Annotated in this window: 28 protein-coding genes and 1 tRNA gene; 4 read left to right on the forward strand and 25 right to left on the reverse strand. The window is 70.2% G+C overall.

The window, feature by feature from the left end:
- Positions 1 to 2: 2 nt before the first annotated feature.
- The 8 genes from ATL45_RS04800 to ATL45_RS39280 form a co-directional block, all read right to left on the reverse strand.
- Complete coding sequence (locus ATL45_RS04800; protein ID WP_093152027.1) at positions 3 to 347, reverse strand: hypothetical protein; 345 nt, start codon at positions 345 to 347, stop codon at positions 3 to 5.
- A 76-nt stretch (positions 348 to 423) separates the two neighbouring features.
- On the reverse strand, positions 424 to 1893 hold the full coding sequence (locus ATL45_RS04805; protein ID WP_170210161.1) for a phage major capsid protein: 1470 nt from the start codon (positions 1891 to 1893) through the stop codon (positions 424 to 426).
- Positions 1890 to 2678, reverse strand: a complete 789-nt coding sequence (locus ATL45_RS04810) for an HK97 family phage prohead protease (protein WP_093152032.1) — start codon at positions 2676 to 2678, stop codon at positions 1890 to 1892. Before ATL45_RS04810 ends, ATL45_RS04805 begins: the two co-directional genes overlap by 4 nt.
- Complete coding sequence (locus ATL45_RS04815; RefSeq protein ID WP_170210162.1) at positions 2678 to 3748, reverse strand: phage portal protein; 1071 nt, start codon at positions 3746 to 3748, stop codon at positions 2678 to 2680. The genes ATL45_RS04810 and ATL45_RS04815 overlap by 1 nt, the downstream gene beginning before the upstream one ends.
- A 119-nt stretch (positions 3749 to 3867) precedes the next feature.
- Positions 3868 to 4053, reverse strand: a complete 186-nt coding sequence (locus ATL45_RS04820; protein ID WP_093152037.1) for a hypothetical protein — start codon at positions 4051 to 4053, stop codon at positions 3868 to 3870.
- 11 nt (positions 4054 to 4064) lie between these two features.
- On the reverse strand, positions 4065 to 5594 hold the full coding sequence (locus tag ATL45_RS04825; RefSeq protein ID WP_093152040.1) for a terminase large subunit domain-containing protein: 1530 nt from the start codon (positions 5592 to 5594) through the stop codon (positions 4065 to 4067).
- On the reverse strand, positions 5572 to 6156 hold the full coding sequence (locus tag ATL45_RS39275) for a hypothetical protein (RefSeq protein WP_211841181.1): 585 nt from the start codon (positions 6154 to 6156) through the stop codon (positions 5572 to 5574). The genes ATL45_RS04825 and ATL45_RS39275 overlap by 23 nt, the downstream gene beginning before the upstream one ends.
- A 108-nt stretch (positions 6157 to 6264) precedes the next feature.
- Entirely contained in the window at positions 6265 to 6540 is a 276-nt protein-coding gene (locus ATL45_RS39280) for an HNH endonuclease (RefSeq protein ID WP_246025169.1), read from the reverse strand.
- Between the two features lie 265 nt (positions 6541 to 6805).
- On the opposite strand from ATL45_RS39280, the gene ATL45_RS04840 reads away from it, so the two are divergent.
- On the forward strand, positions 6806 to 7129 hold the full coding sequence (locus tag ATL45_RS04840) for a hypothetical protein (protein ID WP_093152042.1): 324 nt from the start codon (positions 6806 to 6808) through the stop codon (positions 7127 to 7129).
- Between the two features lie 35 nt (positions 7130 to 7164).
- Here the strand turns inward: ATL45_RS04840 and ATL45_RS04845 are convergent, their stop codons facing one another.
- The 15 genes from ATL45_RS04845 to ATL45_RS04920 form a co-directional block, all read right to left on the reverse strand.
- Positions 7165 to 7890, reverse strand: a complete 726-nt coding sequence (locus tag ATL45_RS04845) for a DNA-methyltransferase (protein ID WP_093152567.1) — start codon at positions 7888 to 7890, stop codon at positions 7165 to 7167.
- A 275-nt stretch (positions 7891 to 8165) separates the two neighbouring features.
- Positions 8166 to 8804, reverse strand: a complete 639-nt coding sequence (locus tag ATL45_RS04850; protein WP_093152045.1) for a DUF7340 domain-containing protein — start codon at positions 8802 to 8804, stop codon at positions 8166 to 8168.
- A 234-nt stretch (positions 8805 to 9038) separates the two neighbouring features.
- Positions 9039 to 9230, reverse strand: a complete 192-nt coding sequence (locus ATL45_RS04860) for a hypothetical protein (RefSeq protein ID WP_093152047.1) — start codon at positions 9228 to 9230, stop codon at positions 9039 to 9041.
- Positions 9227 to 9610, reverse strand: coding sequence for a RusA family crossover junction endodeoxyribonuclease (locus ATL45_RS04865; protein WP_093152050.1), 384 nt, complete (start codon positions 9608 to 9610; stop codon positions 9227 to 9229). The genes ATL45_RS04860 and ATL45_RS04865 overlap by 4 nt, the downstream gene beginning before the upstream one ends.
- Positions 9607 to 9918, reverse strand: coding sequence for a hypothetical protein (locus tag ATL45_RS04870; RefSeq protein ID WP_093152053.1), 312 nt, complete (start codon positions 9916 to 9918; stop codon positions 9607 to 9609). The genes ATL45_RS04865 and ATL45_RS04870 overlap by 4 nt, the downstream gene beginning before the upstream one ends.
- A gap of 29 nt (positions 9919 to 9947) precedes the next feature.
- Positions 9948 to 10985 carry an HNH endonuclease gene (locus tag ATL45_RS04875; RefSeq protein WP_093152055.1) on the reverse strand — a complete coding sequence of 346 codons (1038 nt, stop codon included), beginning with the start codon at positions 10983 to 10985 and terminating at the stop codon, positions 9948 to 9950.
- Between the two features lie 39 nt (positions 10986 to 11024).
- On the reverse strand, positions 11025 to 11270 hold the full coding sequence (locus ATL45_RS04880; protein WP_093152058.1) for a hypothetical protein: 246 nt from the start codon (positions 11268 to 11270) through the stop codon (positions 11025 to 11027).
- The gene (locus tag ATL45_RS04885) at positions 11270 to 12031 is read right to left on the reverse strand and encodes a hypothetical protein (protein ID WP_093152061.1); all 762 of its coding nucleotides are present in this window, start codon (positions 12029 to 12031) and stop codon (positions 11270 to 11272) included. Before ATL45_RS04885 ends, ATL45_RS04880 begins: the two co-directional genes overlap by 1 nt.
- A 69-nt stretch (positions 12032 to 12100) precedes the next feature.
- The gene (locus tag ATL45_RS04890; RefSeq protein WP_093152063.1) at positions 12101 to 12367 is read right to left on the reverse strand and encodes a hypothetical protein; all 267 of its coding nucleotides are present in this window, start codon (positions 12365 to 12367) and stop codon (positions 12101 to 12103) included.
- Positions 12364 to 13014 carry a ParB/RepB/Spo0J family partition protein gene (locus ATL45_RS04895; protein WP_093152066.1) on the reverse strand — a complete coding sequence of 217 codons (651 nt, stop codon included), beginning with the start codon at positions 13012 to 13014 and terminating at the stop codon, positions 12364 to 12366. The genes ATL45_RS04890 and ATL45_RS04895 overlap by 4 nt, the downstream gene beginning before the upstream one ends.
- Entirely contained in the window at positions 13014 to 13259 is a 246-nt protein-coding gene (locus ATL45_RS04900; RefSeq protein ID WP_093152069.1) for a hypothetical protein, read from the reverse strand. The genes ATL45_RS04895 and ATL45_RS04900 overlap by 1 nt, the downstream gene beginning before the upstream one ends.
- Entirely contained in the window at positions 13247 to 13471 is a 225-nt protein-coding gene (locus ATL45_RS04905; protein ID WP_093152071.1) for a hypothetical protein, read from the reverse strand. Before ATL45_RS04905 ends, ATL45_RS04900 begins: the two co-directional genes overlap by 13 nt.
- On the reverse strand, positions 13471 to 13686 hold the full coding sequence (locus ATL45_RS04910; RefSeq protein WP_093152074.1) for a hypothetical protein: 216 nt from the start codon (positions 13684 to 13686) through the stop codon (positions 13471 to 13473). Before ATL45_RS04910 ends, ATL45_RS04905 begins: the two co-directional genes overlap by 1 nt.
- Positions 13683 to 14033, reverse strand: coding sequence for an excisionase family DNA-binding protein (locus ATL45_RS04915; RefSeq protein ID WP_093152076.1), 351 nt, complete (start codon positions 14031 to 14033; stop codon positions 13683 to 13685). Before ATL45_RS04915 ends, ATL45_RS04910 begins: the two co-directional genes overlap by 4 nt.
- A complete protein-coding gene (locus ATL45_RS04920) occupies positions 14030 to 14326 on the reverse strand; it encodes a hypothetical protein (RefSeq protein WP_093152079.1) in 297 nt (98 codons plus the stop codon). Before ATL45_RS04920 ends, ATL45_RS04915 begins: the two co-directional genes overlap by 4 nt.
- A 127-nt stretch (positions 14327 to 14453) precedes the next feature.
- On the opposite strand from ATL45_RS04920, the gene ATL45_RS38280 reads away from it, so the two are divergent.
- The 3 genes from ATL45_RS38280 (at position 14454) to ATL45_RS04930 (ending at position 17003) form a co-directional block, all read left to right on the forward strand.
- On the forward strand, positions 14454 to 15029 hold the full coding sequence (locus ATL45_RS38280; protein ID WP_143121624.1) for a hypothetical protein: 576 nt from the start codon (positions 14454 to 14456) through the stop codon (positions 15027 to 15029).
- An 83-nt stretch (positions 15030 to 15112) separates the two neighbouring features.
- Complete coding sequence (locus ATL45_RS38285) at positions 15113 to 15805, forward strand: hypothetical protein (RefSeq protein WP_143121625.1); 693 nt, start codon at positions 15113 to 15115, stop codon at positions 15803 to 15805.
- On the forward strand, positions 15798 to 17003 hold the full coding sequence (locus ATL45_RS04930; protein WP_143121626.1) for a tyrosine-type recombinase/integrase: 1206 nt from the start codon (positions 15798 to 15800) through the stop codon (positions 17001 to 17003). The genes ATL45_RS38285 and ATL45_RS04930 overlap by 8 nt, the downstream gene beginning before the upstream one ends.
- Positions 17004 to 17143: 140 nt before the next feature.
- On the opposite strand, the gene ATL45_RS04935 is transcribed toward ATL45_RS04930, so the two are convergent.
- Both ATL45_RS04935 and ATL45_RS04940 read right to left on the reverse strand, forming a co-directional pair.
- A tRNA-Asn gene (locus ATL45_RS04935) sits at positions 17144 to 17216 on the reverse strand.
- 111 nt (positions 17217 to 17327) lie between these two features.
- The gene (locus ATL45_RS04940; protein ID WP_093152087.1) at positions 17328 to 18083 is read right to left on the reverse strand and encodes a trans-aconitate 2-methyltransferase; all 756 of its coding nucleotides are present in this window, start codon (positions 18081 to 18083) and stop codon (positions 17328 to 17330) included.
- Positions 18084 to 18122: the final 39 nt, after the last annotated feature.

Raw genomic sequence — 18122 nt, forward strand, 5'->3', positions numbered from 1 at the left:
GCCTACTCCTGCCCCGGTTCGTCGGCCTCCGGCGCCGGGTCGTCGACGACATCGGCGGCGGCCGCGGTGGCGGCGTCCGTCTCGGCGGCGGGTTCCGGCGTCTTCCGGCTCCGGCGCCTGGTGGGACGCGCGGCCGACAGCACGACCGCGTCGGGGCGACGCAGGCTCAGCCGCCGCTCGCCCGGCGCGCGGGTCGCGGCCTCGACGTGGTCTTCCATGGGCTCGAACAGCTCCTCGCGCCCCTTGACCACCCGGTCGTCAGCGGTCACGATCTGGCCGGCCTTGACGATGGTGCGGTCGGCCAGCACGAACCCGGACTTGACCCGCAGGTACTGCTTGTCGGCCATGTGCCTCTCCACTCCCGTGCGCACGTGGTGGACGGGCCTTTCAGCGGGCCCGTCCACCACGTGGGTTGAACTCGGATCAGGTGACGTTGAGCTGGCGGAACGCGCGGTCGTTGACCGAGTCGGAGCCGTTGCGCCAGTAGGCGAACACACCGCGCTGGCCGGAGGGCCGGTTCGTGGTGGTGTGGAACAGGTGCGGGATCAGCTCGGTGGCGAAGCCGAGCCGGTCGACGATCCAGAAGTTGCGGAAGTCGCCGAGGATGAGCACCCGGTTGTCCTGGGTGGCGTTGATGACGCCGTCCATCGCCGAGGCGTTGTTGACCGGGTGCCCGAGCAGCTGCGACGGCTGTCCCTGGCCCAGGTCGGCCCAGAAGTCGTCGAGGTTCGCCCCGCCGGCCTGCCGCAGCGCGGAGTAGATCTTCTTGTGGCCGATCCACTGGGCGTTGTCGTAGAACCGCTCGGGCAGTTCCTCGTCGACCTTGTAGACGTCGGCCAGGGCGAGCGTGTCGGCGGTGGCCGAGTTGATCTCGTACGGAGTGCCCGTCAGCGCGGTGACGATACCGACCGGCTCGCCGTTCCCAGTGCCGGTGACGAACTTGGTGTTCTCCAGGTTCGTCTTGGCATCCGCCAACAGCATCGCGACATCAGCGGTGAAGTTCGGGTAGTCCACGCCGATCTCGATGGAGTACGGCAGGAACCCCCGCGCCATCTCCATCTTGATGTCGATGGCACCCCACGTCGGCGTGTCGTCGGAGACCTCGGAACCTTCCGCGTCGTAGGACGCAGTCACGGCTCCCGCGTTGACCGTCCGGTACGTGTCGGTGACCGCGGTACGAACGGTGGAGATCCGCCGCATCGGCGACACCGAGCCGTCGTAGTTGAGGATCAGCGTCGGGTCGACCGGCAGCGGCACCGCGTACCCGCCGGCGGCGTCGGTGAGACTGGCGGCGCGCTGCAGCACCGCGAGCGCCTCGACATCGGGCTGCCCGGTGCGCATCCCGGTCTTGAACGCCTTGGACCAGGCCCGCATGTACTCCTTGCTGGAAGTCGCGACGACGTGCGCGGCGATGCCCCGCGCGCCGCGGCCCTCGGCGCCGTCGTCTTCGAAGTCCAGCGACTCCAGCAGCCCGGTGATGTGCTGCTTGCTGGCGTCGGAGACGCCGCGGACGTGCTCGACCGCGGCCAGCGCGCGGGCGCGCAGCTCCTGGCCGCCGCGCTCGGGCGTCTCGCGGTGCAGCGAGCGCGTGACGGCGCCCAGATCCCAGGGGTTGCCGCGGAAGTTCTGCTCAATGCCCTCGGGCTCGCCAAGCGGGTCATCGGTGCCCATCCGAGCGCCGTAGCGGGCCCGCGATTCGCGCACCCGGGCGGCGCGCTGCTCGGTCTCCTCGGCGGCGGCCAGGTGCTCGCGCAGCTCGGCTTCCTCGGTGTCGAGGGCGTCCCACCGGGTGTGCTGCGCCTCGTCGAGCGGGTTGTCGCCGGCGGCGGTGTGGATGCTGCGGCGCTCGGTCTCGATCGCGGTGAGCCGGGCGCGAAGTTCCTCGAGGTTCACGAGGATGCTCCTTCCAGGTACGGGTAGAGGGCTGCACGGCGTTGCGCGTGCGTCAGTCCGCCCGAGTGGCGCGGTGCCGGCTCGTCGGTCACGGGTGCGGCTCCCGGGCGGCCAGTGCCCGGCGGGGCGGCTGGGTCGGCGTCGGGAGTGCGGTGGGCGTGCAGGCGCGAGCGGAGCTCGTCGACCCGTTCGGGGTCGCGGGCGCGCAGGCGCTGGTAGTAGTCGTCGGTCATGCAGCGCACGCCGACGGTGGAATCGGGGTTCGCGGGGAACGTCACGGGCCCGGCCTCGAACAGCCGGACCTCCTTGATGGTGCGTTCCGGCAGGCCATCGGGGTTGTACTCCGAGCGGCCGGGGTCGTCGTTCCACTCCTCCTTGACCACGCGGAACCGGAACGACGAACCGTAGGCGCCCGCCTCGATGCCGGGCAGCAGGTCGCGGTTGTAGCTGGTGTCGAACAGCTGCACCTCGGCGACCGGCGAGTCCGGATCCTCCCGCAGAGAGGCCACGGAGCCGAGGACCTTGTTGCCGATCTGGAAGTCGAAGCCGTGGTCGTAGAGGATCTTCAGGTTGGCGCCGTTCTCCCGGATCGTCTTCTTGAACGCGCCGCGCACGGTGCGCTCCAGGAACCGGCCCTCCCAGTACGAGTCGATCTCGTACCAGCGGTCGAACGCGGAAAACCGCACCACCATGGTGGGCATACCCGCTGCGTCGGCGCCGTCGGCGCGGACGCTGGTCGGCACGGCGCGCACCAGGTCGAGATCGGGCAGGGTGTGAGTGGTCATCAGGACCCGTCCTCCTGGTCGTCGTCGTGCTCGTCGGGATGCGCACCACCAGGTGGTGCGGGGCTCGTGGGGTTGGGCTCATTGCCCCAGGGCACCGGCGGCAGGTCGCCCTCGCTCTGCCGGACCTCGTTGACCGTCTTCCATCGGTTGCGCAGCGCGATCTCGTTGGCGCGGTAGCGCTCCAGCGTCGTGGACTGCAGCAGCCCGTCGCGGTCGATGCGCACGTACTGCGGCCGCGGCAGCATGCTGGACAGCAGCCGTTCCAGCCGGGACAGCCACTTGTTGACGCTGTAGACCAGCAGGTGCGTGCTGCGGGACTCCACATTGGAATACGTCATCGAGCCGCCGGACTCGTAGCCAAGCACCTCGGCGATACCCGGCCCGAAGATCCGCGCGCACTGGGCCTCGGTGTAGCCCTGGGTCGCCAGGAACTGGGACTCTTCCGGGCTGATCTGGATCTGCTGGTACTTCCAGCCCTTGCCCAGCACGACCGGCTCGCGGGTTCCGCGCAGCGCGGCGAGGAAGCGGTGTTTGGCCTGGCGGGCCTGGTCCTCGTTGAGCGTGGCTTCCTCGTTGGTCAGCAGCGCGCTCGGGTGGGCGCCGTCGCGGAACCACGATTCGCCGAAGCGCACCGAGGTGATCGACAGGCCGATCGTCGCCGCGTGCCACGCGACCGGCGAGAGGCCGAGTACCCGGCCCGGTACGGGGTTGACGCGCTGGTGCAGCCACCGATCGGGGTTTACCGGGCGGCCGGTGACCGACCAGTGCACGGTGCCGTTCTCGTCGATCCACCCGGACACGTCGTCGGGGTGCAGCAGTTGGATCTGCGTCGGGCAGGTCCCGCGGTGGTCGAGGACGTCGCCGTAGACGTTGCCGCGCAGCAGCCACGACTCCACGACCTGGTAGCACCAGTCGGGCAGTCCCTGGCCATCGCCGGCGGGGTCGAGCAGGTAGCTCGGCGTCGGGCGCCGTACGCGGTCGGTGCCGGTGCCCGAGTAGACCTCGGCGGGCAGCTCGGAGGCCAGCGAGGCGATCAGGTCGATCGCTCCGCGCACGGCGATCGACTGCATGGCCGATTCCGCCGAGGACAGATTTACGTCCACATAGGACGATGGGGCGAGTGCCGGATACGGCACGGGCGCCCACTGGGTGGCGCGTTCTTCCTGACGAGTGCCTCGGAACCACAGGCTCATCGCATCCGCCAATCCGCCCACAGGCAGAACGCCCCGGCCACGGCCAGTCCGAGCGGCGCCGCGATCATCCAGCCGGCCGCGACGAAACAGGCCGCGGCCGCGGCGCCGGGCAGCCAGCGCAGGGTGTGGCCGGCGTACTCGGCGGCCGCGCCCGTGACGCGGCGCAACAGCGTGGGCAGCACGGTGCCCCCTTTCACCAGATGTTGGCCAACGGGTCGTAGTCGTCGCGCACCAGGTGCGCGCGCGTCGCGTGCGCCCACATGGCCACCGTCGCGGCAACCAGCGGGCTGATGTCGGTCGACGAGCTCTTGCGGCCCCAGGCGTAGCCGTCGCCGATCGGCCGCGTGCGGGCCCCGGCAATCGCGGAGTTCAGCTGTGCCTGGTCGCGATGGCGCAGGGTGTCCTGGCGGGCGGCGTCGGTGAACGCGCCGCAGGCCGCGGCGACCTCGCGCGTGGTCGGGATCGCCAGCTGGCCACGCTCCGGCTGCGCGGGGTCTGCTGGGCGGCGCAGGCCTGCCTTCTCCAGCTCCACCAGCAGCGACCCGGCGGGGCCGGCGATGTCCAGGCCGAAGGCGACCGGCTGGTGCCGGTCGACGAGTTCACGGGCCCTGGCCACCAGCCAGTCGGTGCCGGGCCGGTGGTCGATGACCTCGAGGTGCAGCCGCCCGTCGCTGCGGGGGCCGCACACCGCGATCGAGGACCATTGCCGGTCCGGGGTGATGTCCAGCGCGAACGCGATCTCGGTGCCGACCTGCGAGCGAGCGTCGGCCAGCGCGGGCCACTGCTCGGTCGGCACGTTCGGGTCGTCCTCGACGATGTCGAGCCGGGTGACGTTGAGGTACGCGCGGCAGAACTCCGCCAGGTCCATCTTGGTGAACTCGCTGCGCACGGCTTCCTCGGTCACCGTGTGCCCGAGCGCCGGCATGCAGGACCACCAGGTGGCCGGGTCTCCGGGGTCCATCGTGAGCTTGCCGTGCTCGTCCAGCGGGACGGTCCAGTCGAAGAACGCCAGCGTCGAGGGCTGGCCGGCTTCGATCAGCTCCCGGCCCATCGTGCGTTTGCCGTTGAGGAACACCGACTTCCCGGTGCCCGCGGTGGAGACGAGCCACTGCTGGGGCTGCGGCCGCGTGATCATGGCCGGGCTGAATGCCTGCTCCATGCGGCCGTCCTCGTGGGCGAAGGCCTCGTCGATCGTGCCGTCGTCGAGCGTCTCGCCGTGCCCGGCCGTCTCGGTGTTGCTGGTGATGCCGTGCCGGGAGCCGTTGCGCCACCGGATCGCCTCGTCACCGTTGGTCTTGCGCACCGTGAACCGGCCACGGAACGGCTTCGCTGCTTCGATCGCGGCGACGTGTTCCTCTTCCCACTTCTTGCGCGCTGACAGGCGATTCTGCGCCGCGTAGAGGATGTTCTGCCGCGGCCAGGCGTTGGCGCGCCAGACCATCTTGGACAGCAGCAGCGTGGTCTTGCCGGACTGGCGCGGCACCATCAGCACCACGTCCCGGTAGGCGAGCCGCCCGGTTGCCGGGTCGACCTCCAGCGCGACGTCGGCGACGTAGCGCTGCCAGGGCATCAGCGGGGTTCCGAAGGCGCGCGCGATCTGGGCGACCTTCCCGCCGTAGGTCTTGCGGTCCGGGTTGCGCGGCGTCCCGTACAGCGGCACGCACGACAGCCCGTAGAGCTCCTGCAGCTGGGTACGCAGGTCAGTCCGGTTCCCCGAGGTCACCGAAGATGTCCCCCTCCCCGTCCGGGAGCTGCTTGGCCGCTCTGGCGTCGGTGAGCACCTTCAACGTCGCGCGCAGCTCCTTGGCCAGCGCCGGGATCTGCTTGCCGTCTTCCCCGCCGCCGGCGTCGATCGCCGCGGCGAGCGCGTAGGCGGTCTGCGCCAGGCTCGGCTCGGCGCCGTCGAGCTCGCCCAGCCCCTCGATGTCCGTGCGCACCGCGCGCTCGAGCGCCCCGGTATCCGCAGTGCACCGCGGGCATTCCGGCGGCCGGTCCGCGCCGAAGCGAGCGGCGTACTCGCCCAGCAGCGCCAGCGGGGTCGTCGCCAACGCGCCGGCCAGCTCGACGAGCTCGTCGACGGTGACGTCGCGCCGACGGCGGCCGGCGGCATCACGGCGGCCGGTCTCGATGTAACCGACCACGGCCGCGGTGAACCGCTGCGTCGCGCCATCGGCGACGGTGGCCGCGTCGGCGAGCTCGGCGCGCGTCATGCCTTCGCGCTTGCGGGCAGCACGGATCGCATCGGCGATCACATCGCTGATCGTCGTGATCCGATCGCTCGTCACCGTGATCACCTCCGCCGAATCCGCGTTCCCGGGGGGAAATTTTGGGAGGGAAGGGCGCAGGGGTCACCCATCCCCAGGTCACCAAAAACCAGCGCCCGCCCGGCCCGCTCACCACGGCCGCGACGTGCGCAAAGGCGGCCGGAAGTCGACCTTCGCCCCGCGCTGCGAGTTGCACCGGCGATGCGCCGGGCGCACGTTGTCGAGGGTCGGCGCGCCGCCTCGACTGCGAGGGGCGATGTGATCAGCGGTGAACGACAGCGGGTGCGTGACCGGCAGGTCCACGTCGATCGCGTGCCCGCACAGCCAGCACGTTCGGTTGGTCGCCTTGAGCTGAGCGATCACCCGACGCCAAGGCCGGCCCTTGCGCCCCTGCCACCTGGCCACCGTCCCTCCTGATCGCGTAGTGCCGGCACCCAGTAACGACCGAGCTCTGCTCGCGATGGGCATGTGTGCGCAGCGATCTGTTGCGCCCCAACATGAAGGAGCACACATGCCCAGGTTGTGGCGTGCCGTAGTGGTTGGCGCCGTAGCAACAGCGGCTCTCTCGCTGTCGGCATGCAGCGAGTCATCCGGCTCGGGCCCAGCCGCGACGACTGCCCCTGAGCAGGCGACCACTGCACCGCCGGAGCCGCTGTCGAGGCAAGACCTGGTGGCGAAGTGGAAGCCCAAGCTGTCGCAGGCCATCACGGCCTCGTGCCCACCGAACCCGTACAGCGCCGAGTGTTCGACGGCGGTCGCGGAGCTGCAGCAGCTCGCTGACGAACTGGCCGCCGACGCCGCTGCGTCCGGGTTCGCGAACCTGGAACTCACGGCCCGGGAGCACGCGGCATCAGCCCAGCGATGGAACCAGGTGTGCAGTACTTCGCAGCCCGGCACCGACGAACGCAGCGAGTGCGTGGTGACGGTCTACAGCGACGTCGTCTTCGGTGAGGAGTCGTTGCTGGCTGCTGTGCACGAGGCAGCGCAGTCGTAGCCTGATCACGACGACTGACGCCGCGGCCAGGGGTCTTAGTGGTCGACCGCGCTGCTGGCCGCAACCTCGTCGAGGCGCTGCCGGGCGACTCGCTGGTAGTGCTCGGACAACTCGATCCCAACGAAGTCGTAGCCCTCGTGCAACGCGGCTTCGCCGGTGGATCCGGATCCGGCGAACGGGTCGAGGATCGTTCCCCCGGGAGCGCAGACCTTCACCAGCTCGCGCATGAGCCCGTCGACCGGCTTCTGCGTGATGTGGCGGCGCTGGCGGCCGCTGGGCTGGGACGCGGAGAACACGCCTGGCAGGTACAGGTCGCGCTTGCCGTCGTAGGGGCCGTTGGTTCCCCACAGGATGAACTCGGCGTTGGCCTTGAATCCCCCGCGGCGCGGCCGGGCGACCGGCTTGTGCCACACGACCGTTCCCTGCCACGTCCAGCCACCCACCTGCAGCGCATCGCTGGTCGCGGGCAGCTGGCGCCAGTCGGTGAACACCAGGCAGTGCGCACCGGGGCGGGACACCCGCAGGCATTCCGCGAGGACGAGCGACAGCCACGCGATGTAGGAGCGCTGGTCGCGGTTGTCGCCGGTGAAGTCGGCCAGGTCGTGGCAGGCGTCGCCGGAGACGTACTTGCCGCGGGCCGACGCCTTGGTGCGGTCGCTCATCGTGCGGCCGCCGGAGTTGTAGGGCGGGTCAGTGATCACCGCGTCGACGGTGGCGGCAGGGAGTTCTCGCAGAACGGCGAGCGCGTCGCCCTGGTACATGGTGTGCACGGTGGCTCTCGTTTCCGATGGCCGGGTGAGCTCGTCCCTCGGGCTCACCCGGCCATCTCGCTATTCAGTTGTGGCGCTCGTGCGGGCGGCCCTCGGCCAGGCCTGCGCATGCAGAAGGCCCGCTCTCGCATGCGCGAGAACGGGCCTTCTGCAAAGTCTGGCTGGTTTTGGGTACAACTCACCCGAGCAGCGTCAGTATGCGTGATGATCGCCGCGGCTGTCCACTGGGGTCCCGCTCCGCGACTCTCCCTGCCCCATAGCCGCTTTCACTCCCCCGGCGATACGCGGCCGAGCACGGCCGCCAGGTGCTCAAGGTTCGCCGGCGGCCAGCGGTGGCCGCATGCCAGGCATGTGCACCCGATGCGGCCGTCCACGATCAGCGCCGGAGTCTGGACCTGCTCGCCGGTGTCGGGGTCAGCACGCTGGAACATGCGCGCTTCGCAGACCGGGCACGCGGCGGCGACGTGCAGCTGCCGCGGCGGGTCCAGCAGCGCTTGGATCTGGGTCGTCCAGCGGCGCAGGAACCCCAACGCCTTCCACACCGCGTGCACGTCGGTCCATCGCCCGACGATCTCCACCAGCGCGCGGATCCGATCCTCTGGGGTCAGGCGGTCGTGCACCAGCGCCTTCACGTGCAGGTCAGCGGCGTCCTGCTCGATCTCGGTCAGCAGGTCGACAGCGGCGGGCGAAACCGGCAGCGGTGTTCCGCGGCCGCCGCCGGTGCGGCTGGCCTCGGACCCGGTGGCGGTCGCGCCGCGGAGCTGATCCAGCAGCGACGGCACCTGGTGACGGGTGACGGTGCCGTCGTCGCGCAGCACCGCGCGCTCGCCGGTGGCAGTGAGTTCCCGGGCGACCGAGCGGATTTGGTCCTGCAGGTGCCGCAGCTGTCGCGGATCTTCAGTCATCGTCGTGTCCTTCGTTCCTGGTTCGCATCCGGCGGTCGCGGTCTCGGTCCGCGAGGTTCAGGTGGCCGATGTGCCAACGGTTCGCCTCCCACGGGCCCTTCGTCGGGCAGCGGTAGGCATGCATCCGGTCGGCGGGGTACAGCCGCTTCGCAGCCCTGCGTGCGGCGCGCCGGTTGCCGTAGACCTTCTTGCCGCACGTCGGGCAGCGCCCGCTTTCCCGGGACGGCGGCCTCGTCACGGCTGCACCGGCCGAACGTGCCGGTGTGGCGGGGTGAGTCCGAGCATGTCGAGCAGCTCGGCGCAGTCGTCAGCGCTGGTGGCGTGCGCGGTGACGCACCGGATCGCGCGGTTGCGCTCGTCCTGGGTGGGGAGTTCCGGTGCGCGCGTGAGGATCCATCGCGGGTCGAGCTGGGGCGGTCGCGTCACGTGGTCGCCTCCTGGGCGAGCGGTTCGACGATGAGCACCAGGCCGAGCGCGTCGCCGCGCTCGATCTCGGGCATGTGCTTGGTCATCAACTCCGGGATGTCGTCGGTGACGACTCCGGCGTCGACCAGTCCATCGGCGCAGGCCTTGAGGGTGGGGACGAGGTTGTCGGCGTCGCGGCGGCGTCGGTCAGTCACGGTCCACACCAGCCGGACGGCGCAGCGGCCGAGCGCGGGCACCTTGGCGTCGCGGGAGAGCGTCGCGGCGGTGTGGCGAACGTTCTTGGTGATCTCGGCTTTCGGGCGCCAGTGCATGCGCTGGTTGGCGGTGAGCGGAGGGCGCTCGTAGGGCAGGTCGAGCCGGTAGCCGATGGTCGCGGTCATGCGGCACCGCCGGCGGCGCGGTAGCCGGTGCGGGTGTGGCGCACCTGGCCGTGTTCGATCAGCGAGCGCAGGACGGCGGCGTCTTCGGGGCCGATCCACAGCGGCCCGTCGGCGGGGTTGGGGATGTCGCGGGCGTGTTCGCCGATGCGGTACCAGCCGCGGGCGGCCTGGGGATTGATCCAGCAGGGGCGGAGGTCGCCGTGGCTGGTGCGGTGGTCGGCGATCGCGCCCTTGGCGATGGCGCGCAGCATCTCGCGGGCGGCCAGTGACGGGCCGCGTTCGATGCGGCGCTGGTATCGAGTCGGCATCGGGTGTCCTTTGTGGTCGGTGTGAGCTGTCAGTCGTGGTTGGCGGGCTCAGCCCCGGGATCGGCTGCAGTTGGTGGTGGTTGGCCTGCGGGGGTGCGGGTGTAGGGGTTGGGGGCCAGCTGGTTCCGGGGCGTGGTGGGCGGGCCGACGGTGGGGCGGCGGCCGGTTGGTCCGGCGTCTCCGATGCGCTGGGCGTAGCCGGTTTCTAAGGGCGATCCGTGCCCGTCCCGGCCCCTACCCGTCCCGGCAGTCATGCCGTCGCTGATCTCGCCGTTGATCGCGGCGTTGGTGGCCGCGACCTGCGGGTTTTGCGGCTGACTGGGGGCGGGATCGGCCGTCGAAACGGCCTCGGGAGACGGCTGTGGATCTGAGCCGGGTCGATCGTGTGGTCTGTGGTCGATCTGGTGATCCGGCGTAGATCCGGCGTGGTTCGGCGGTTGATCTGGCGTAGATCCGGGGTAGGTCGCTGCGGGGGCTGGGGCGGGGAGCAGGGACAGGCCGGCGGCTTCGGGCGTGCAGTCCTTCTTGCGGCCGTTGCAGCCGCGGCAGGCCACCACGAGGTTGTCGGCACCAGCGGCGATCTTCGGATCCACGTGGTCGAGCACGCCCCCGGCGGGGGTCTTGCGGTCGGCCCACTTGACCGTGATGCCGCAGTACCGGCAGCGGTCGCCGTCACGGTCCTTGACCGCCCGGCGCAGCTCCTTGTCCTTGAGCTCGCGGGCCTTGGCGCGGTGCACGTCGTTCTCGCTACGCGAGGGGTTGCGGTCCAGGAAGGCGTGAATCCAGTACCCGCCCTGTCCGGCGTTCCACTGCACGCCCTGCAGGCAGCGGCACTCGTCTCCGTGGGCGTGCAGCATCGGAGCGCCGTCGCCGATCCGGACGGCGGTCAGCGCACGCAACTCGGCCCGGGAGGCGATCTCCCGGGCCTTGTCCGCTGGAATCCAGCCGTCGGTGCGCTGCGCCGAGGCGTACTGCCCCATGCGCGTGACCGCGCCGTACGCACCGTTTCCCACCGCGCGCACGAGCGGATCGTCGTAGCCGATGTCATCCAGCCGAAGCCATGGCATCGCCTCACCACCCGATCGCGGCGGGGCTGTGCGGGTTGTTCACGTCGTTCTCGCTTTCGGGCGCCGGGGCGCCAGCCCGATCCGGGCGCGGATCCGGGCGGTGGTGTAGGAGGTCATGCGTGTGTGCGCGGCGATCTGCTCGTCGGTCCAGCCCAGGGCGTGCAGCGCGAGCACCAGGCGCTCGCGGTCGGCCTGGTCGAGGACCTCGGCCGGCTGCTCGCCGAGCAGGCACGCGCGGTAGCGGACGCGGTCGGTGACCGGCCGGGCATCCGGACGCTCGGTCATCACGGCGAGGGCTCGGCCGGTTCGGGCAACACGGGTGCGTAGACCTCGCCGGGCGGTTCGGTGACCGCGCTCGGGTTGCCGTCCTCGTAGCTGGCGGGCATGAGCACGCCCCGGTAGGCCGGGCCGATCTGCACGAGCACAGCGCGGCGCTGGTGGTAGCGGTAGAGCTCGATGGCCTCGCCGCGGGACCGCGCCACCCTGCAGAACGGCAGCAGCGCGGCCGCTGTCAGGTCGGTGCGGGGAGCGGCGTCGATCGCACGGCCGTCGGTGTCGAACACCACCGAGGCGGTGTGGATGTCACCCAGCAGCGCCCAGATCCCGCGGGGGTAGTCGGTGAGGTCGCCGACGGTGAACCGCAGTTCCGTGCCCGCCGGTGCGTCGAGGTCGTCGAACAAGGCAGGGTCGCCGACCTCGGAGAGCACCACACTGGCACCGTCGCGGCGGATCGCCGTCGTGTGCGCCTTGTCGGCCTTGGCCAACGGCCTGAGCACCGCCAGCGCGGCGCGCACATCGCCGATCGGCCACAGCATCGCCTCGTGCAGGTAGCCGCTGCACGGCGTGTAGGCGTGGCCGGCCACGGTGCGGGTGGTCGAGGTGCCCACCAGCAGCGTGGTCTGCCCCGGGTCGGCGCCGACGTGGCCGCGGCTGGTGTGCAGCACGATTCCGGCGAGCGCGCCGAACTCCGGGTCGTGGGGCGCGGTGTGGGACAGGTCGGCCAGCAGTGCGCACAGCTCGGCGGTGTTGACCTGCAGCGTCGTCATGTGTCCTCGGTGGAGTGATCGGCAGCGGGCGGGCGCCGGTTCATCGAGCGCCCGCCCGCCGGTGGATGGTCAGCGGCGGCGCGCCCACTTGTGGGAGTGCGGGCAGCTGAGCCGGTGGTGCTGGTAGAGCGGCTGGCTTCGATCGCGGGCGCCAGCGGCCTGGTTCGGCCCCAAGACCCCGGCGTGCACGCCCTTGCGGTCAACCGACAGCAAGACGTTTCCGGCCGAGACCGGCTCGGCGTCGAGGGGCATCTGGTTCCCCTTGCCGGTGGTGGCCCACACGATCGATGCCCGGCAGTCGAGGCACCGGGTGATGTGGGAGTCGAGTCCGCTCATGACGCACCGCCAGGTCGCACGAGCGCGGCGAGCTCGTCGAGCAACGCGCCCGCCTGGTCGCCGGACAACCCGCCATCCACACGCGGCCGCCAGTTCTCCACAAGGCTGTGGATAGCTCGCGCACCCACGGTCGGCGCTCGCCGCCGAGTCCGCTTCGGGCTGACCGCATCCGGATCCAGGTCGGCCGCCCAGTTGTGCACAGTGGACACATTGACGCCGAACCGGTCGGCCAGATCCCGGGCGGTGTGCCCGTAGTCCTCCAGCAGCGCGCGCACGGCGCGGCGCCGGTCCTCGACGGGTAGGCCCGAGCCGGTGAGCGCGGTGGCGAGCATGATGCAGATCGCCTCGTCAGGCTCGCGGTGCGGCAGGATCATCGTCGGCGCGGTGCGCAGCCCGGCCAGGCGCGCGGCCGCCAGGCGGCGGTGACCGTCGAGGACTTCGCCGCCGCCGGAGTGCTTGTGCGCGAGGAGGGGTTGCAGGATGCCCTCGGCGGCGATCGATGCTGTCAGCGGGCGCAGGTCCCCGAGATCGGAGCGGATGTTCAGCGGGTGGAACCGCAGCTTGTCCAGCGCCACCCGGCCAACCTGCAGGGGCCGCTGCTGCGCCAGCTCGCGGCGCAGCGCGGCCGCCGTTGTCGACGTGGCCATCAGCGCGCCCTCCTGATGATGGAGACGAGCACGCTCGCAGGCGCATCGACGTGCTGGGGGTGCTCGGCGTCGCCGAACTCGATACGCACTCGCCCGCGTGCCGGTCGCGTGATCGACGTGATCGGGTGGACCTTGGTGGCACCGGCCGGGAACAGCACGATCCCGTCGTTCCTGGCGACCTTGCCCAGCCGCACGCGGCGGATCCCGGACACCGTGCAGGGTTTGCGCGCGATCACGCCGACCACCCCACCCTTGCCCGTTCGGTGAGCGCGTCGGCGATCCGCAGCCGCACCGCGGCGTGCTGGGCGCAGAACGAGCGGCCGGCGTAGCCGCGCACCTGCCATTCACCGGGCTCAGGACACGCGGCCCAGTCGTCGCCGCAGCATGCGCTTCCGGGCAACGCCGGCCAGGCGCGGTTGTCCTGCTCCAGGAGCTCGACGTCGGTCAGCTCGGCCATCACGCGCCGCCCAGTGCGCTGATCGCCCGCTGGTAGGTGTAGGAAACCGCCAGTGGCGCCTGCTCGGCGCGGATCGCGCGGCCGACGGTGCGCAGCAGCGCGGCCAGGGCCTGCTGCTGCTCGACGTTCAGGGGCGCCTTGGACTCGATGCGGCGCAGGGCGGCGGCGTACACGGGATCGGCCGCGGGGTGGCCGGTGAGGTACCGCGTCGTCACAGCAAAGCTCCTTCCCGGTGTTCCTGTGGTGCGCAGGTCGGCATGAGGGCATCGGCCCGCGTTTTCTGTTGGGGCCCTGGCGTGATCAGCAAGGGGCCGCGGGCAGCCTCGTTCCGCCTTGACGCCGCAGCCGCTCCGGCGAGGTACCGCTGAAGTTCGGCGTGAGGCACGAGGTAGTAGCGGCCCGCCATGACGTGCCCGAGCTGACCGGAGTGGATCAGCGCCATGACGGTTCGGTACGGAACGTCGAGGAGTCCGGCGACGGTTTCGACGCGGTAGCCGCGCACCTGCTCCGCTTGGAGCTGGTGCATGAGGTCAGCGATCGCAGAGGCGAGATCGGTGTTCATCCCGCGATCGCCGTTTCGCCGAACGCCTCATCGTGAACACGCCGAGGGCCACGCCGATCGTCGCGACGAGGCGGGCCGATCGGCTCGATCTTGGGCTCCGCCTTGGGCTTCTCTTTCGGCTGCTCCTGGGCCGCGTCCTCGGCCTTCAGCAGTTGCATCCGCGGAATCCGGAAGAGGCGAGCCGCTCGCGATGCGAGGAAGCCGGAGGCCGGCTTCTTGTTGAGCTCGATCTGCCGGAGGGCGCCGCCGGTGATACCGAGCAGCTGTGCGGCCTGGTCCGACGTGAGCTGCATATCTTCTCGACGCTCGCGCCAAACGGCTCCGTTTACTGGGGGCATGGCAGCGATGGTACGCGGTGATACGCGACAGTCAATCTTAATTCGTTGCTGTGGTACGTGATGGTACGCTATGGTGCGTGACATGCGACGGAACTACAGCGCCCACCTGCGACAACAGCGCCTCAAGCGCCGCCACCTGCAGGTAGCTTCGTCAGCGATGGTGCGTCATGATGCACCAATGGCCGCCCTACGACCCCATACGAAGACGTACGATCCCGACTCGCGTGCGCGACTGGGCATCGCAGTCGCTCGCGCACGGGAAGCCGCAGGCCACCTGTACCGCCCATCCTTCGCCAAGGCCGCCGGAATCAGCGTGGCGAGCCTGCTCAAGCTGGAGACCGGCAAGCCGGTCGGACCGAGCGTGTACGAAGCCGTCAGCCGTGCCCTGCCGAACTGGACCGAGGACACGCCGCGCGTGATCTTGGAGCACGGCCAGATCCCGCAGCCCGCCACGGAAACCGAGCCGCACGAAGCCGAACCGGCACCGACCTCAGAGGACCTGACGGAACGGATCGACCGGTTCGTGGAGGCGACGCAGCGCCTGGTGATGGAAGAGAAGCGACTCGCCAAGATGCGGGAGGAGGTGTACCGGGAGGGCGAGGAGCTCCGCGCGATCTTCGGCGAGACGTCCATCACGGTGCATAGGGAAGCGGGGTAAAGCGCCCGTAACGCTCACTTCACCGTCACGATCGAATTACGGTGAGTGCTTGCACGATTCCCGATCAAACCACGAAGGCCTGCATGTCCGCATCGGAGGAACAACACGAACAACCGGAGCTCACGAAGGCTGAAACCTGGCTCGCTTGGGCAAAAGCGAAGCAAGCTGAGCTCCGCGGCGAACATGAACCAACCGGCGAGCCTTCGCCCGGGGCGGCGCGCACTCGGGCTGCGAAGCGCTGGGGCCTCGCCGTCGTCATCTCCGCGCTCACGACGCTCGCTTGGACGATGTCCCGCTCCCGCGGCGAGTACGTCGCCGCTGCCGGACTGATCGCCGCAGTTGGCGCGATCATCGCCGCAATCATCTCGGGCAACCCCGATCGGACCAGGCCACAACCGGATCTGGCGCTACCGCCGGCGACCGCGCCTGCAGTCGTGCCCAGCACTCCCCCACCCGCCGACACCACACCACCGGCGCCCACCCCAACCCCAAGCAGACAGGAGACGAGCGTGACCACGACACCGGCCACCGGCGTGCTTGTGCTCGCTGAGCGCGACGTCGTGCCGATGTGGACCGAGCCAACGGCAACAGCCGAACCCGCAGCGCCGACCACCACGCCCCCAGCACCGCCCACGACGCCGCCGAGTTTCGAACCTCCGGCGCCGCCGCCAAGCCCTGACCCGACCACCAGGTGCCACGGAAGTGTTCAGGTGCCCGGCGTCCTCGATCTGTGTCTGAGCCTGGACATCGAGCTCGCGGCGGTGCCACGTGGGTAGACCACCCACCCCGGTAGGCACCTGGGGCGAGATCCACACCAAGCAGATCTCCGCAGGCGTGTGGGAAGCGCACGCCCGGTTCCGCATGGCCGACGGCCGCTCGAAGCAGGTGCGCAAGCGCGGCGCCACCAAGACGAAGGCGACCAACAACCTCAAGACACAGCTGACGGCGCTGGCCAGCGAGGCCACCTCCGGCGAGATCACCCCGGACACCCGGTTCGGCGTGATCTGCGACAAGTGCATGGATGAGCTGGAGCGCTCGTACAAGCTGGCCGGGAAGTCTCCCAGCACACCGCGGTTGTACCGGGGCTACGTCAAGAACTGGATCAAGCCCGCGCTGGGCGAACTGCAGGCGCGCGAGGTGCGCGCATGGGGATGCAACCAGCTGATCCAGAAGGGCCGGGACAAGTCCTTCGACACGGCGAGAAGCCTGCGGGCCGCGTTGTCGCTGATCTGCAGCTACGCCGTGCGGTACGGGGCGATGGATGCCAATCCCGTGAAATCCACGGAAAGGCTGGAGCGGGACGGCAAGAAGGAAGTCAAGGCGCTGACGCTCGAACAGCGCATGGACCTCCGCGCCAAGCTCGTCGAGCTCGGGCGCAAGAAGCGAACCGACGCGAAGGGCCGCAGCCTGGGCCGGCGGGCACAGGTCTGGGCCGACTTACCGGACTTCATGGACGGGATGCTCGCCACCGGCGTCCGGGTGGGCGAACTGCTGGCGCTCGACGACACCGAAGTGGATCCCACCGCGCCGACCGTGTTGATCGGGCACCACCTGGTGCGAGAGACGGGAGTCGGCCTGCTGCGCCTGCCGTATCGGAAGAGCAACGGCACGGGACTGCTGCTGATGGTGCCGCAGTGGTCGGTGCCGATGTGGCGGCGGCGCAAGCTGGCAGCGCGCCCCGGCGGACCGATCTTCCCGGCCTGGAACGACGAGTGGGCCGACCCCTCGAACGTCATCCACCGCATCCGGGAAGCCCTCGACGAATGCGGGTACGGGTGGGTGACCTCCCACGTCTGGCGCAAGACCGTGGCGACCGTGCTCGACGAAGCCGATCTCCCGACGACAGCGATCGCCGACCAGCTCGGCAACACGCCCAGGGTCGTCGAAGAGCACTACCGCCGGAAGCGCGCCGCCAACCAGGCCACCGCAGCCGCCCTGGAAGGGATCATCCAGCACGAAGAGGGCGGTGATTGACCCACAGCTCGTGTCCACACCGGACACGATCCCGACGAGAACGAAGGCGAGACCCGCAGTGAAAACGTGCAGTTTCCGTGCAGTTGATCTCCACGGAGCCCGAAAAAACACAAACCCCAGGCCGTTGACCTGGGGTGTTGCTCCTCCGACTGGACTCGAACCAGTAACCCTTCGATTAACAGTCGAATGCTCTGCCAATTGAGCTACGGAGGAATGTTCTTTTGTTTCGTCAGCTCGTCTCGCTGACAGGGACTACTTTAGCGCATCCTGCGCGGGGGTTTCACGGGACCCCCCTCTTATCGATCGTCGGCGTGTCTTCGCAGGTCAGAGGCGGTGGGCCACCGCGAAGACGCGGCGGAACGGGAACCATGTCACCCCATCGGGGCGCTGCGGGTAGGCCGCTGCGAGGCGGAGCGCCAGCTCGGCGCGGAATTGCTCCCACTCCTCGTCGCCCAGAGCGTCGCGGACCGGGCGGAGCGCCGTTCCCGTCACCCATTCCAGGACCGGGTCGGGGCCTTGCAGGGCGTGGACGTAGGTCGTCTCCCAAGCGTCCACGGTGACGCCGAGGTCCGCTAGGGCGTCGGCGTAGCCCACCGGTGTGAGCACCGAGTCGGTTCGCAGGACGCCCGCTCGGTCTCGCCAGCGCGGTTCGGCGAGCAGTTCGCGGATCGCCACGTAGGACGGCGATTCGAAGTTGCCCGGGACCTGGAAGGCGAACCAGGCGCCCGACGGCAGTTCGGGCAGCCAGCGGCGCAGCAGGTCCACGTGCTCGGGGACCCATTGCAGGACCGCGTTGCACAGCACGACATCGGTGTCCGGCAGCGGTTTCCAGTTCCGGACGTCCTCCAGGCGGGCGGGGACTCCGCGGGCTCGCGCGGCTTCGACCATCTCCGGGGACGAGTCGGTGGCCTCGACCTCGGCATCCGGCCAGCGGTCGGTGAGCAGCGATGTCAGGTTGCCCGCGCCGCAGCCGAGGTCGACCACTCGGCGCGCTCGCTCGGTTCCGACCCGGGCCAGCAGGTCGTGGGCCGGGCGGTCTCGCTGTTCGCTGAACGTCAGGTACTTCTGCGGGTCCCACATGCCGAACCTCCCTAGCAGTACGCTCGTACTGTATTCCTG

The organism is Saccharopolyspora antimicrobica (assembly GCF_003635025.1).
Taxonomy (GTDB): domain Bacteria; phylum Actinomycetota; class Actinomycetes; order Mycobacteriales; family Pseudonocardiaceae; genus Saccharopolyspora; species Saccharopolyspora antimicrobica.